8 protein-coding genes and 1 pseudogene are annotated in these 15,873 nt (G+C 43.7%); 5 read left to right on the forward strand and 4 right to left on the reverse strand.

The window, feature by feature from the left end:
• Nucleotides 1-12 precede the first annotated feature (12 nt).
• The 4 genes and pseudogenes from ptrA to Xvie_RS08790 form a co-directional block, all read right to left on the reverse strand.
• Nucleotides 13-2,898: a pitrilysin gene (gene ptrA / locus Xvie_RS08770; RefSeq protein ID WP_086108945.1), complete on the reverse strand. Its 2,886-nt coding sequence runs from the start codon at nucleotides 2,896-2,898 to the stop codon at nucleotides 13-15.
• A gap of 136 nt (nucleotides 2,899-3,034) precedes the next feature.
• Nucleotides 3,035-6,457, reverse strand: coding sequence for an exodeoxyribonuclease V subunit gamma (gene recC, locus Xvie_RS08775; protein ID WP_086108946.1), 3,423 nt, complete (start codon nucleotides 6,455-6,457; stop codon nucleotides 3,035-3,037).
• A gap of 1,194 nt (nucleotides 6,458-7,651) precedes the next feature.
• Nucleotides 7,652-7,909 (reverse strand): helix-turn-helix domain-containing protein, encoded by a 258-nt coding sequence (locus tag Xvie_RS08785; RefSeq protein WP_086108947.1) that lies wholly within the window; start codon nucleotides 7,907-7,909, stop codon nucleotides 7,652-7,654.
• 259 nt (nucleotides 7,910-8,168) lie between these two features.
• Nucleotides 8,169-9,037 (reverse strand): annotated as a pseudogene (locus Xvie_RS08790) (integrase domain-containing protein).
• A gap of 420 nt (nucleotides 9,038-9,457) precedes the next feature.
• Between Xvie_RS08790 and Xvie_RS21545 the strand changes: the two are divergent.
• The 5 genes from Xvie_RS21545 (at nucleotide 9,458) to Xvie_RS23110 (ending at nucleotide 15,827) form a co-directional block, all read left to right on the forward strand.
• Nucleotides 9,458-9,601, forward strand: coding sequence for a hypothetical protein (locus tag Xvie_RS21545; RefSeq protein ID WP_167376248.1), 144 nt, complete (start codon nucleotides 9,458-9,460; stop codon nucleotides 9,599-9,601).
• Nucleotides 9,602-10,064: 463 nt separating this feature from the next.
• Nucleotides 10,065-11,852, forward strand: coding sequence for a type VI secretion system baseplate subunit TssF (locus Xvie_RS08800; RefSeq protein ID WP_086108949.1), 1,788 nt, complete (start codon nucleotides 10,065-10,067; stop codon nucleotides 11,850-11,852).
• A 35-nt stretch (nucleotides 11,853-11,887) separates the two neighbouring features.
• Entirely contained in the window at nucleotides 11,888-13,900 is a 2,013-nt protein-coding gene (locus Xvie_RS08805; RefSeq protein ID WP_086108950.1) for a type VI secretion system Vgr family protein, read from the forward strand.
• On the forward strand, nucleotides 13,900-14,391 hold the full coding sequence (locus Xvie_RS08810; protein WP_086108951.1) for a DUF4123 domain-containing protein: 492 nt from the start codon (nucleotides 13,900-13,902) through the stop codon (nucleotides 14,389-14,391). Before Xvie_RS08805 ends, Xvie_RS08810 begins: the two co-directional genes overlap by 1 nt.
• Nucleotides 14,391-15,827, forward strand: a complete 1,437-nt coding sequence (locus Xvie_RS23110) for a hypothetical protein (RefSeq protein WP_244175548.1) — start codon at nucleotides 14,391-14,393, stop codon at nucleotides 15,825-15,827. The genes Xvie_RS08810 and Xvie_RS23110 overlap by 1 nt, the downstream gene beginning before the upstream one ends.
• Nucleotides 15,828-15,873: the final 46 nt, after the last annotated feature.

Consider the following 15,873-nt stretch of genomic DNA (forward strand, 5'->3'; position numbering starts at 1 on the left):
GTATAGCTTTGCTCACTGAGCATTCACCTTAACCGGCAATTGTTTCTGGAAATCTGACACAGAGTTGTAAGTTTTCCAGCCTTTCAGCCCAGCATATTGATGAACTGAGCCTTTTTTCCCTGTAGTTTGGGAAATCAGAGCTAATCCCTGACGTTTAATAACTGCTTTTTCATAAAATGCGATGAGCTGCGCTTTAGTGGCTTTTTCCATTGCTGCTATGGTTTTCTCACGTGTATCAAACTTAAAGTTATTGCGCCCGAAATCCGCATAATAACGGTCTACTTCTGAATAGAAAGTCTGTGGTGGTTCACGCATTTCTTTCAGCAGAGATTTTTTATACTGCTCAAACTCAGCATCAGACATCGCTTTCAGCTTTTTATCAGCCTGTTGATAGAAGCTCTGGTAGCGTTGATGCAGGTAATCCGGTTGCTTACTGTTGCTTTGCAACAAGAAACCCAATCCCCACTGCTTACCTACATTTTGGTTGAAAGCAAAAATTGCATAGCCAAGCTGCTCTTTCGTCCTCAATTGATCATAGAACCACGGTGACAAAATGCTACTCAGCAAGCCAGAATAAGTTTTGCCATTGATATGGTCATATCCTGTCGGAATATAGATTTCTGCCAATGCGTTATCTGTGCTGTTAGCCGTGCCTTCAAAGTTAACAGCATAATTACGGTCGATAACAATGCGATCTCCAGTCCACCATACCGTTCCTTGATTAGCGAGTTGCTTCTGTGCTGATTGAACGATGTTAGTACTCTGCTGCTTAGTTAAATTACCGAAAACCAGAGCCTGTAAAGCCGAGTGTTGGATCATGCCCTGACGGTATTTCACAATATCGTCAACAGTGATAGTATCCAGCACCTTCAATTTTTCGGCCTGTTCAAAGTAAGGCACACTAGAAAGACGAGAAATTGGCTGCATTGCCATTTGGAAGGCTTTGCCATTATTGGCGACTTCAAGTTGTTCCCGATACCATGATTTCGCTTGAGCCAATTCCTCTTGAGTCGGTGTAAACGAAATGTACTGATTAATCGCTGACGTTAACAACTCTGGCAAATGTTGGGTATAACCACTGACGCCGATCTTCAAACCATCTACATAATCTGTAGAAACGCTCATCCCCCCAACTAAAGCCTGATAACCCAATTGATTAAGTGTAAGTTCAGATAAATAGCCCAATAATGTATCTGAAATCTGATCCTTGATTTTCTTCAATCCATTAGGGTTACGCATCTCCAGTGTAATACTGCCTTTAGGTTCATCGGCAAAATATTGGCTCGGCATATACAGCAAACGAACATTTGGCTTTTCCAAAATCATTTCAGGGTGTTTTTGACTGCCAGACGTTTTAATCAGGGATAAATCATCAGGAATATAAGGATTCAATTCAGGCAAAGAGAATAAATCTCCCTGTTCGAGTTTTTTCCATTCCGCCAGCTGCTTTGAGGTAATTTTATTGATTTGATACGGAGCCTGTACAAAGTAAGCTTCTTTGTTATGTGGCTCTGTTGGGCTGGTAAACCAAATACGTGCATTTTCAGGTGTTAATTCATCCAAACGGCTGGCTATCGCTTTTGGATTGAAACCATCTGCAACATACCCCGCATCCAGAACATGGGAAATAGGTAATATCAGCATGGCATCCGATAGTCCTGCAATATAATCCATATCCCGCACGATTGACGCATACTGGAACGACAAATTAAGGACTTTCGTCATTTCATCGAAATAATTTTTGTTGATACCCTGTTGTTTTAGCAGATTAATATAAGAAAAAATGGCTGCTATAACCTGATCGCGCTGTTCAAGCCCTTTATCCGTCAGCGAAACATAAATATTAAATGTCCCGGTATGGCCATCAGTTTTTGGACTTGCCCCAGCATCAATGCCTTCGATTAAACCTTTTTTATATAACCAGTCAGATAACGTATTTTGACTGCGATTACCGATTAAATATCCAACATATGTATCTGTTTTGCTGCGAAAATCTGCACTATTGTCGGCAATACTGAATTCCAGCTGCAACGCTTTACAAGGTTGTGCTGGTACATAATGGATAATGATGCCTTTTTCTTTATCTGTTATTGCAGGAATTTTAATGGCAGGCACAGAAGCGTGTCGATTCGGGATACGGCCGAGGGTTTCTACCGCAATCTGAGCCAATTTATCTATTGATTGATTGCCATACACAACCCCTTTCATCAAATTGGCGGAGTAATAGCGTTGGTAAAAATCAACCAGTGCCGCCTGTAATTTGCTGTCAGGTTTATCTTTGAGGGTTTCTAAATTTCCGCCAGCAAAGCGAGCATTAGGGTGAGCCGGATTAATTGTCTCGGCACGGATTTGCCACATACGATGGCCTTCGCCCGCACGAGCAATGGTCATTTCATTATCAACGGCATGACGTTCACGATCAGCATTGACGGGGTTCAGCAAAGGCTCAGCAAGGGCATCTGCAAGGCGATCAGTCGCTTCTGTTAAGGAATCATTTTCAACTTCCAGATAGAATGCAGTACGGTTGGCTGTTGTACTGGCGTTACGGCTTCCCCCATGTTTTTGCAAAAATTCGGCAAACTCTCCCGGTTGCGGATAACGTTTAGATCCCATTAACACCATGTGCTCAAGATAGTGAGCCAGACCAAGCTGATTATCTGGATTTTCCATATGACCAACCGGAATAGATACAGCAGCCAATGATTTAATCGCTTTTTCATCAGAAACCAACAGAACTGTCATATCATTTTGCAGTTTAATGGCTTTATATTGACGTGGATCGCGTTCACTTTTGTGAATCGTATCTGGCAACGGCTGCCAAGACAATTGAGCATATGCAGTGCCGCCACAAAGTAGCAGAAAGAGCACCGTCATGATGCGGATAATATATTTAGGCATAACCTAATATTCTCCCTAGTTATTTAAATAAGTTCTCAAAATGCCAGATCACTTTCTTACTCCTCGCACCGCGAGGAGTAAGAGGGCTTCAAGAGCTAAATGTATCACTATTATGAAAAGGCATTTAAACAATGCGCTATTTGAATAATGCGCCATTTGAATAACGGGCCATAGGCAACAAATAGCTCTGAACTTCACGCTTCATGCGATCCAAAAGTAATTGATCAACCTGCCGGAAAGCCCGTTGTATATAATGATCACTGCTTTCCCCTTTTCTGTCATGTGTTCCCAGCCACTGTTCCATCAGTTTATTTTCAGCGCTTTGTTGCACTTCTTCACTGAAATCGATTTCCCCCGTTCCCTTATCAAAACAGTCAACCAACCATGTCCAGCCACTTCGGCAAAATAAGGGGAGAGGCTCAGACATTCCTTGAAGATACCCCTCTATCATCTGGTTCAGATATTGTTTCGCTTCATCCGGTTCCAGTGGTACAAAGCGATATTCTGAAACCTTTTTATCTTCCTTCTCTTTTTTCCCCTTTTTGCCCGTTCCATACATGCGGCTTTCACTCGTCCCCCCTGAAAGACAATAGGCAAGGTGTTCAATCCATAATTGGATACCGTCATTGGCCGTTAAGTTCGCTGGCCGCCAACGTAAAATTCCATCAGGCTGTATCTGATTAATTCTGCCAACCAATATCACAGCGTCTAATTTCTCATATAGCTCAATGGAAAAAGGCTCCGTTCTCTCTTCACGTACTCTGGCAGCCAGCGGCTGCATGGATTCCAACTGTTCCATCCAATAAACCTCGCCAAAGGAACCGTATGGCAATCCTCCTGATGCACGGAGATGGCAGAACAAAGATTCAGGTGCTCCCTGTTCTATCAGAACGCTTAACAGTAATTGGTTAAATTGATAACGTTGCAGGTTATCCAGTACAAAAGGCTCTTCCTCAGGCAATTCCATCTCTTCAATGATAAAATGCACTTTCAGTCGTTGCTGAAAAAATGCCCTGACAGGATGTCGATAAAAGCGGATCAATTCATCTAATGCAACTTCTTTTACTTCACTGCGATCAAAGGCAATCGGCTGACAAAAATCAGTCGCTGAAACCCCTTGCTGTGTCGCGGCTGGCAACCATTCTGCGGCATAACTTTGTGAATAGTGATCAGGCAAGAAGTTTTCCATCGCAAAAGGCACACGGGTATGTTGTGAAAGTAAATGTTTTCGGGCATTTCTGGCACTGTCATCAACATTCAGCATTTCATCACCGGATAAGCAAAAACTCTGGCAAATATAATCCAGTAGCTCATTGACCAATACAGATGGATTGCATTCAGTATCATCCCGAATCGATTTACCAATGTAGCTGATATAAAGAAATTGCTCAGCCGAAACCATTGCTTCCAGAAAGAGATAACGGTCATCATCACGCCGTTTCCTATCCCCTCGCTGAGTTTGTTCTGCCATCAGATCAAACCCAAGTGGTGGGATAGTTCTTGGATAAATCCCATCATTCATTCCCAACAGGCAAACAACTTTAAAAGGAATGGAACGCATAGGCATCAGGGTACAAAAATTGAGGGAGCCAGCAAGGAAGCGCTGGCTGATTTTCTCATCATCAAAACGAAGCGCCAGTTCATCGTGCAACAATACCAAAGGAATGCTCTCTCCGTAGTATGCATTCAAGCCATTATCAATCACTTTTTGCCATTGCTGCGTAATAAGTGCCAGAACCAGTTCGATTTCATCATCCGTTTCGAAAAAAGTTTCCAGCAGTTGCGGACATACCGCCAACCAATCCTCCAATCGCTGTTCTTCACTCAAAATTTTACGCCAGCGATTCAGTTCCATTAAAAACTCAGCCAATTGCCCGGCCAATTCGGCCGCAAGGCCGCTGGATTCATCGTAAGGCAAAACCTCATTCCATGGCCCTGCCTGACTATCCATGGCATAACCCAACAGCATGCGCGTCAGACCAAAGCGCCACGTATTCTGCCCTGTGGCTGGCAAAGACAGTGCTTCAATGTTGTCATCATCCAGCCCCCAGCAAATCCCCGATTCTTTTACCCAACGCCGCAATAAACGCAACCCTTCTTCCTGAATAGCAAATTTATTGGCTAAAGCAGGGACTTCCAATAATGCCAACACCTGCTCTGCCGTAAATCGACTCAGTGGCAGCTCCAACAGGGTAATGAACGCCTGTAAGACAGGATGTGCCTGACGAGCTTTACGGTCAGAAATAGCAAAAGGAATATAACGGTCATCAGGAGCATTGCCAAAAACGGCCTGAATATAAGGAGCATAGCTGTCGATATCTGCCATCATTACAATGATGTCCCTCGGTGTCAGTGCAGGATCATCATCCAATAAATGCAGGATTTGATCCTGCAATACTTCTATCTCCCTCTGCGGGCTATGGCATGAATGAAAAGTCAGAGAGCGATCAGCACAATCAAACGGACGCTTTTTCAGACTATTGTTGAAGGTATTTTCTGTAGAGCCAATCTGGGCATGATCTTCGAGATTAAGGATATCCTGCTGGATTTTATGTAAGATAGAATCAGGCTCCAATTCAACAAAAGCATGGACATCAGAATCCGGCTCCAATTGTGACAACAGGTAGAGGTTATCCCTGCCCAATTTTCCCCAAGATGCCAGCAATGGATTGTTCAGATCCTGCTCCCCTTCTTCATTAAAGAGTGATGGAGCTTCTTCTGGATCTTTGAATCTTTCCAACGATTGGAGACTCTTATAATGTTTGGGTTTCCGGCTATTTAATTTGGCAAGAAACGCATAACTTTGAATATCCCCCCAATAATATTGGCATGGGTTAGTAAACATAAGATGAATATCAATATGTTTACCTAATGCCTTAAATACTTGCAGATAAGCAGGGGGCAATACAGATATGCCGCAGATGAAAATGCGCGGGGGAAGATTTTCCAATGGAAAATTCCCTTCTTCCAACGTTGTGATAAATCGATGGTATAAATTGGCGCGATGCCACAAAGGTTGTTGTAATTGGCGAGTATATTCTGTCAGTTCAGACCATAGCCTTTTTTGCCATAACTGATTACTGCTCAAACCATCAATTAATTGATCATTTTCCCAATTTTCCAGCCACTTTGGACGATAAACCAGATATTGGTCAAACAGATCGGAAATTCTCCCAGCTAACTGGTGGATCTTACGTTTATCACTATCTTGATCAAGATAGTGCCTGAGTGCTGAAAACTCCGGCTCCGTCAATAAATCAGGCAGCAGAGTCATCAATTTCCATTTCATGGCATCCTTACTGAAAGCACCATCTTTGGGAATATCAGGCAATACTTGCGTAAACATCTGCCAGATAAAAGTTGCAGGTAACGGGAATTCCATGTTCGCAGCAATGCCCAGTTTTTCTGCCAATTGAATCTGCAACCACTGTGACATCCCCGGGCTTTGAACCAAAATTACTTCTTTGCCAAATGGGTCAGATAAGGGATTATCCCCGATCAATATCGCCATCAATTCCTTAAGAATATCAAGCTGATTTGAATGATAAACTCTAAACATCAATGCCCCCACCGGAATAGAACAATCAATTTAACGCATTAATATTAAACAAATATTTTTATATTTCATTATCAAATCTATACAAATTTCTATACGAATTAAATCGCTGCTAGGAGGTTTTCATCTTATTATATATTTTGCTAAAACATCATCACTCTGATAAATCATTGCATGTAGTAAAATGCCATCCAAGAACAGCTCTCTCTGTAAATTACCCTTATTTTGTCACGCCTTCGCTTCAAACAGCATCATGATTTTTCACTGCTGCGATTTAAAATACTGTCAGTGGTTAATCAGCTCGCTTCAAACGTCAGGGCGCGAGCATACTTTGATTAATATTTGTACTTAAAATGTCAATATTGTTTTTTAACTCTTTTGTTAACTATAAATGTCTAAAGAACTGTGATTTAGTTCAATTATTACCCGATATAAAACTATAAAAATGACATACTGGAAATTATTAATCTTTAAAAATCAGTAAAAATAGTGTGCTATCGCCCTGCTTCAAACGTAATAATAGCAACCGGAAGATAATTTTCATCTGACAGGCGCCCTCTTAAAGAAGGTTGGTTACTTCGCGGATATCAATAAGAGTTGCGCGAATAACTAAAGATCCAACCACAAGTAGCATGTTAAGAACATGTTAGGATTTTCTTTTTTATGGACTGTAAAAATCATAATTCCCTAACATTTTCGTTAATCATCAAAGTTCATGCTGTAGCTTTTCTATAATCGCCTGTCTCACGAACTCTGCACGGTTGTCGCGTGTTACTCTGCTACCTTTGATATGATTGTCCATAGCATCAATAACGGATTACTCATAGGTCACAATAAACCGTGTTGTCGGTGTACCGTTAAAATAGCGGTTAGCCTGCTTTTTGGTGCTCTGTTACATATATTTCCTCACGCGTGCGCACTGGTCATTAAATGACCACGACTTACTACCTCGGCTTATGCCGTTGACAATATGTAATTATTGTTGTTTCGCCTATTGCCAACCGATTTACCTTCGTTCTGCTGCTATCGATATTTTTTATCAATATTGTCAGTGCGCCAAAAGTTCCGAACAGATGGAAAGGTAGAGGTGTATTTCGCCAGAATCTATTGAAGTGATAGGGAAAATATTACTACTAGTGAGAAGATACCCCGTTACGGCTATCTTCCCGATGATTTGCAAGTCAGAACTGACTATTTTTATGATTTATCTCGAACCTTGCGCTCAACTAATCGACCATAACTATCAAAGTAACGGCTAGGCCAGATCTCTGAAGGATGGATGCCAAGATAATCCGCAATGATCCATTCTCCTTTAGGCCAAGGCCTACTAAGAGTATTTGCCAGTGTAGATGAACTGAGTCCCGCCTCACGGGAAACTGCCGCTAAGGTCGTACCACGTTTGCGTAACGCAGCAATAATATCTGCTTGATGCCAATCATTTCTAACGTTATTCATTCCTGTTACCCCTTTCCATTAATTAATCATTGATGGTGGTGATTCAAGGCAGGGTTAGCAGACCGGGCTAAGATTCCGGCGAGACGTGAGTCTCCCCCACCTGAACCACCATTGAAAGGGTGATAACAGGCGCACTGGTAGAAAACATCCTACCAGTGTTCTTAGCTCAAGGCTGCTAAACCTTGACCACTGGATTTTGCCAGTGGCGAGATTACTTTAACTGATTGTTTTATCTGACTCAATAACAGAACGACTAAGTTTAACGACTATAAACCCGTTCAACGTAACGCCCGCGACCATCACCGTGCCCTAAATCCATTGATACCAGTGCTCGTGCTTCCTGACGGCTAAAACCATTTTGTTGGTAAAAATTAAGCGCATCCTGCGCCCACGCATAGCGCAGACTATGAGGAGAATAACGGCCTGTTAAACTAATCTTTGTGGTATGTGTCCGCCAGTAATTCATGGCCTGTTTGAGGTTTGGTTTATCAATCAACCTGCCACCACGTTGTTCTGCAACAACAATGGCTTGCTCAACAGTTTCTTTTACTGCTGCAACATCCAATACGCGGGTTTGTCTTGGTCGGCCGCCTTTTGTACCGAAGACAATATGCAGTTTCGGCTCTGGCTGTTCTAATTGTTTTCGCCAGCTTTTCAGTGAAGCACTGCATTGTACGGCTTCCTGAGAACGTAATCCCAGCAAGCGGGCAAGTTTCAAGGTGACGGCAAATCCAACATCACGTTCAAGCGCTTTCTGATAAACAACCTGAAACGTAATATCAGGGATCGCCTGTTTCGTTCCTGCTCGGCTGGTGCCGCTTAATCCTAATGCCTGATTACTCAAACGCGGCAAGGTTTCCAGTTTCTCCCGGCCTGCCATACGAAAGATATTACGCAGCGCAGCCATTTCATTCTGCACCGTTCGTTTAGCAATTCCCTGAGATAAACGAGTATTAACATAATGTTCCACATGTTTGGCTTTCAAATGGCTGAGGCTTTTAACCTGAATATTCAGGCTCAATAACAGTGCCCCAAACGTCCAGCGATCCGAATGCGGTCATGGCAGGTTTTATGACTGCCGCCACCTTGGCGGGCAAAAAATTTTAATTCTTTAATCAATCGGCTCATTGGCTGCTCCTTACTCATACCTGACAACATGCGAACTCTGGCGCGCGACAGTGCGGCAAAACAGGAAATGCCTGCCTTGCCCTTGACGGATATCTGTGCGCCAGAGTGAACACAAGTTGAGGTATTGCGGGGTATCGGTTGAGTACGCAGTACTGCCGCCTATATAAACAGGTCATCCCCACTGACTAAAAGCCAGCCTCGATATCGTCAAGTTCTCCTTTTTCAATCTAAAAATGCAGTGTCAGATTCACTGAGTGGTGAAGCAGGCATGAGCCTGTCAGGGTTGTGGTGTCCTTTGGCTGCGGCGTCACTTTCAGCGGTAAACCGGCAAAAAGTGACGCCTTAAATCCAGCAAACAGTCAGCAAAAATCGCGGGCGCGTTGAAATGCCAACAGGCGCAGCAAAACGGTGCAGGGTTCGATGTCAAACGGTAGCTATGGATTAATTGTTGGTGCACAGAAAACCTGTCTGCTGAATCATTCAGGCAGAGACAGTGAAAAGTATGAACTGGGGTCTGGATGTGCAAAATCCATCCTGTTGTTCATTGAAGATAAAGGCAAATAGGGTTTATGTTGGTTTGAAAAGGTCAGTGCATGATCTAACGTTCAAGTCACTCAGACGACAAGATAAAAACACCCTTCTGAGGTCTTTTTCAGTTTAAGAGACTTTCATCACCGGACGAGGGGTTAGGTGTCCGATGATATCTGCTTCCAAAAGTATGCAGATGTACCGCAATTTAGCGCTCCCTTTCAGGCTACGGGAGTTTTATTTCGCCACCCGAAGGCGATCTTTGCAGACGATAAGATCATTACAGTGTAAGCAAGATTTTAACGGTTGAGACGGATAAGGTCAAATGGTTGCTGAGCCTGTTTTTTAAATGTCGATTAAAGTGAGATAATAACCCTAATTTATTAATTAAATTAACAGATAAATCCGTATAATAGCCCAATAAACATGGGTTATTTTATTATTCATAAATATTTTCAACGAAATGCCGATAAATCGTTAGTTTGTATGGAAAGAGAAAATGAAGAATCGTAAGGAATCGCTGTACCTACAAGAGTTAGCCTACCTGCGCGAAATGATGAAGTTAGCCGCAACCGAAAAACCACATTTGGCCGAATTTCTGGATCATCCAAATGACCCGGATATCCAACGCATACTGGAAGGTTTTGCACTGCTGTCTTCAAATCTGCGCAGTACCATTGAAGACAGTATTCCACAAGTCACCCATGCAATGCTCGGTCGTATCTGGCCTCATGCCCTGCGCCCCGTGCCACCGACGACAATCATTCAATTTACACCCCATCAGGGCGTTCATCAGGGCACCGTGGATATCCCGCAAGGCGTACCGCTTACTGCCGCTGTAGGGGAACAACATTTCCAGTTTCACACCTGCCGCGATTTGCATATTGAACCGTTTCTTATGCTGGATAAACAGATCCAAAAAACACGTGAATACAGCGATATTGTGTTAACGCTGCGTCAAACGGGAAATGCAGTATCGGCCTGGCCAGGTGGAAAACTGCCTTTCTTTTTAGGAACTGATAAAAACCGGGCAGCACAATTAAGCTTGTGGCTGGATATGCACATTGATGAGATCTATTGGCGTACTGCAAAGGAGGAAATAAGGCTCAGGTATAGTGATTTTATGGGTTGGTCTGAGAATTTCCAACATACTCTGTTACCCGTGGAAAATCTGCCTTTTACTCGTTTGCAACAGATGACTGAGTATTATTGCCTGCCTCATGTATTCAATTTCATGATGTTAAATATCAATGAGCAACGCGATTTAGCATTAAACCCGGATGGCACCTGCGAGCTAGTTATCCGTTTGCAAGGAGAGTTGCCTGTAGATGATTTGGGTGATGCCTTTCAGTTGGGGTGTGTGCCAGCGGTTCATCTGGTGCCGATGGTCAGCCAGCCTATTTCACTGGTATCAGATAATGCATGTTACCCGTTACCACTGGCAGAAACGGAGCGACTTTTTCGTGTGAAAAGTATCCAAACCGCGAAGCAGCCCGGTGAGAAAATCACTCAGGACAGCGCTCCACGTGGCAAGCCGTGCCATTTCCTGCCGATTGATCAGTTTCATGCCAAAAGTGACTGGCTACTGGATGCCGGTGAACCCGATAACGTCTATTTTCAGTCGCTGATAACTGATGATTTACTGGGGCGACTTCACAACCAAATATACTTTTCCGGGGTGGATGGAAAAACGGCGAATAATCTGCCATCCCAGATGGTATGTGCACATTTCATTGGCTACCATGTGCAGGCTATGAAGCTGGCTATCGGTGATATTACGCTCACACAAGAATCAGTGCCCGCCCATTTATACGCGAACAATATTACATCGGTTTCCCCCGATTTTCCGCCAATGGTCATGGGAAAATCGGATTGGTTGCTGCTCAACCTCTTAAACTGTCCGCCATTTTTACTTTTTCATGCCGAATCACTGAAAGATTTTCTGCGTTTGTATGATTGTTATGCCGGGCATGATCGCGCCCTCAGTCGCAGGATACAGCAGCATATTAACGGCATTGTCCGTGTTGATGCTCAGCCGAAAAGCCGCCTTGACAACACCCCATCGGGTCAGGGACGAGTGATTAATGGCTACATCTTGCACATTTACCTTGATCCGACGTGTTATGAAAATGACGGTATGATGTATCAGTTTTGTCGGATGATTGACCAATTGCTGGCGTGCTTTGTCGTTCGGGATAATTACATCATGTTAGAAATTTATCGGCGGGATGAGAAGGCGATGTTATGGCCATTTCGCCAAAGGCTTGGACTGCGCAGTGAAATGTAATGCTATTAACGGAAACAGAAAAATCAGGAGAAATAATGCTAAAAAGTGGATTACGTTTTCTTTGTCGTATAGGGAGTTTACCCGAAAATACCTTTGCCGTGGCGGATTTCACCCTGCGGGAAGGGCTTTCTGACCTTTTTACCCTGAACCTGACGCTGGTTCAGTCTCAGCCTGACAATTCTTTCAAACCGAAGCCGGAAATCGATTTAGTCGCATTGTTAATGCAGGAAGCTGTATTACAGGTCTTCCACGGTGAAACGGAGCAACGCAAAATCACCGGGATTATTTCCCATGCCGACTGGTGCGGCACCGATGGCAACAAAACCCTGTATACCCTCACAGTACGTCCGTACCTCTGGCGACTCACGCTCAATCAGGACAGCCATATTTATCATCGCCAGAGTGTGCCAGATATCATGAATCTGTTGCTGAAAAAACACCATGTTCAGGCAGATTCACAGCTGGAAGATCCTCATCAGGGCAGGGAATACACCACCCAGAAACGGGAATCCGATTATGCGTTTTTTTGTCGGCTGGCCGCAGAAGAAGGTATCAGTTTCTGGTTTGAGGATGAAACGCTGTTTTTCAGTGACAGTCATTTGGGAATGACGGCTAACCTGCCGTTGCAATACCAGCCACAACCGGATACCGCTCACGGTCAGGATGTCATTTATCAGGTGCGCCTCGGTGTCGGCATGGCCCCGAAGCGCAGTATTCACCGCGATTATAACCCGGACAGGCCGCTTTCTCAGGTGTACCAACTGGAGAGCAGCCAGGAATATCAGGCAATGGGAACGCTGACACCGTATACCATTTACGAGAGTTATGGCCGTTTTCAGCGGGAGGTCGAAGGTAAACCCTTCGTGAGATATCGGCACGAAGTGCTGAAAAACCAGACCCAAAGTGGTAGTGGCAACAGTAATTGCATCAAATTGATGCCGGGCAAAATCTTCGAAATCGAAAATCATCCCCACACGCCACTTAATACCCGCTGGCAGATTGTCGGGATAAGCCATCATGGTCGCTGTCCGCAGGCACTGGGAGACAATAGCGGCGAAGGCACAACACTGAGTAACGATTTCAGCTTTATTGATGGTTATGCCGACTGGCGTCCCCCGTTTCATTACAAACCACAGGCAGACGGTGATGAAAGTGCGACCGTTGTCGGGCCGGAAGGGGAAGAAATTTTTGTGAACAAAGACGGCGCGATAAAAGTGCATTTTCACTGGAACCGTTACGATAAAGCCGATGACAGCGCCTCCTGTTGGGTTCGTGTCGCTCAGGGCTGGAACGGTAACGGTTTTGGTTTTATGGCGATACCACGTATCGGGCAGGAAGTGATTGTGTCTTATCTCAACGGCGATATTGACCGCCCGATAGTCACCGGCTGCGTTTATAACGGCCTGAACCGTCCCCCACTGGATTTACCTGCCGCCAAGACCCGCACCACGTTTAAGACCAAAACCCATAAAGGGGAAGGTTTTAATGAACTGCGCTTTGAAGATGCCAAAGGCAGTGAGGAAGTGTTTATTCATGCCCAAAAGGACATGAAAAACCAGATACTCAATGATGAAACCAGCAATATTGGTCATAACCGCACACACCATATTAAAAATGACGCGCATTTACGCGTTGATAATGAATACCGGGTACAGGCAAACAATGATATTTCGCTGTCCACCGGGCAAAAGCTCCATATCAAGGCAGACGATGCCCTGCTGACACAAAGTGGCAATGAAATTCACCTGAGTTCCGGCGCCAAAGTGGTGATTGATGCTGGGGCTGAACTGACCATTCAGGCTGCGGGACATTTTCTGAAAATTGATGCAGGCGGGATCACCAGCAGCGCTGCCATTAATATGGGCAGTGGTGCGCCGGGCAATGGCTCAGGCTGGGGCGGTAAGCTGCCGGATATGCTGGATAAACTGAAATCCATCAATGTGGCTCAACCAGAAAAAATGCTCACTGCACCACCGGAAAAAATTTGCCTATCCTGCTTAATGGAAGCGGCATCAACGGGTTCGGTTATGGTCATGAGGGGAGAATGATGGCTGCCACATTAAAGGAAAAATGGGAAAAATACCGGGAAAACTACCCGGAGATGAAATTATATTCGCTGGTAGACGGTTTGCAGTACGAGCGCTACTTTGATGACGAATTGTCTTATATTGAAGGTACAAATAATCCGCTGTTCCGGCAATTCCCGGATGCAGAAATCGCCTTTGCCGGGCCGTGGTTGTTTGATATGACTCAGGCTCAGACATGGGAAGAACAATTATTACGACTGGAAAGCGCGGCACCGGCAGTTTCATGGCTATACTCAACACTGTCATTGGACAAACTGACCCGTCATCTCGAATCACAGTTAAATATTCGACTAAAAACAGGCGAAACAGCATTACTCCGTTTTTACGATCCCCGCGTTCTGCATCAAATTCCGCATATTTTTACGCCGGAACAATTGATTGAGTTCACAAAAGATATTGAAGAGTGGAGTTATCAACTTGATAACAATCACCATATCGTGAAAGGAAAATAATGGCTATGGACAAAAACAGTATTTCTTCAGTCTTCTCAGATTTGAAAAACAAAGCATCCAAAAGTATTGAGAAGCAAAAGAGTAAAATGACCCATCCTACTAAGGTTCCCAATTGTTCGGGAAAAGTGGGTGATCCGGGCGTGAAATGTAATCAAAAATTCAGTCATCAGCTAAAATTATTGCCGATTGAGAATCAGGTTAACGTGAGTAATGTGCCTTATGCATATATCTCTATTCCCGCCAGAGGATTTGGTAAAACGAATGGCGAAGGTGAAACCGACCGTATTATGACCCGGCAACCTGAAGAAGTGACTGTATTGGTTGGCAAGTTGGCCAAAAGTTACGAAAGAAGGCGTGGTAGTTTTGGTTCACTGAAGGAACTCGAAGAAAGGAAAATCAGCTTGCTTACAAATACGGGTGAGCCAACCACCGAAAAACCGTATATCAGTGGGTATGATTATATTACTGTGGTAGGTGCCAGAACAGCACCCGGAGAATTTAGCGCAGGAGCAGCGAAGAGAACAGTTACAACACTTGTGGATCCTCTTATAGATTGGGAAAAAGATTGGAATATATTTACAGAATCACCGGGAAATCAATACCGTTTTATTAATTGCGGATTACATCAGTTGCAGCTTTTTCCTCAAGCCAGTCAGGGTGATCACGCAGTGCAACGTATTATGGTAGTATTTGAGCAAGGATATACCAAAAAGGATATTAAGAGGATTGACGAATACACTAAAGGGTTAGGCGGACGTATTGTTTATATAAAAAACAAGCAAGGACTTATCGAATTTCTGAATCAGAGGAAAGAAAAGAAAAGACTTATTAAGGAGATGGTGATCTTCAGTCATGGCATCATTGATTATGCCACTTTTCATTATAAAGGGGAGAATGTAGAGGATGGGTTGTTTGGACCAAAGGAGATTGAAAAGGTCTATGAGTCGATATTTGATTTCGATGCTAAAATAACGACTTATGCTTGCCGAGCGGGTATTTCAGTTGATAACGGATGGCCTGGTGATTTTACAGGAATACCTGATGCAGGACAGAATAAAAGCCCAGCACAACAAATGGCGAATGCGTGGGATGTTGAAGTCAAAGCATTTGAGAGACGTTCTACATATGTGGGTGTTTATGGAGCTGAAGAGGAAAAAAAATATAATTCAATACTTGATAAGTATGAGGCTGCTAATAGAGCTTATAAATATGAATTGGCTAAAGGGAATAAAAATGCCAAACCACCAGAAAAACCTAATGATTATGATATAATGAAAAAGCGAGTTGAAGGTGTTAAAACAAGAGAATATAACGAAGATCATGGTGGTGGCCCTATTGAACCGGATGGTTCTTGGCAATTACCAGGGACAGGGAATACACCGAAAGGATTAAAAAATGGCCTACAGAATTATAAACCAATAGAGTGGACCTTATGAGTTTACTAAAACAGAAAATCATCACAATAATATCTATTTTAATAGT

The sequence above is a fragment of the Xenorhabdus vietnamensis genome (assembly GCF_002127535.1).
GTDB lineage: Bacteria > Pseudomonadota > Gammaproteobacteria > Enterobacterales > Enterobacteriaceae > Xenorhabdus > Xenorhabdus vietnamensis.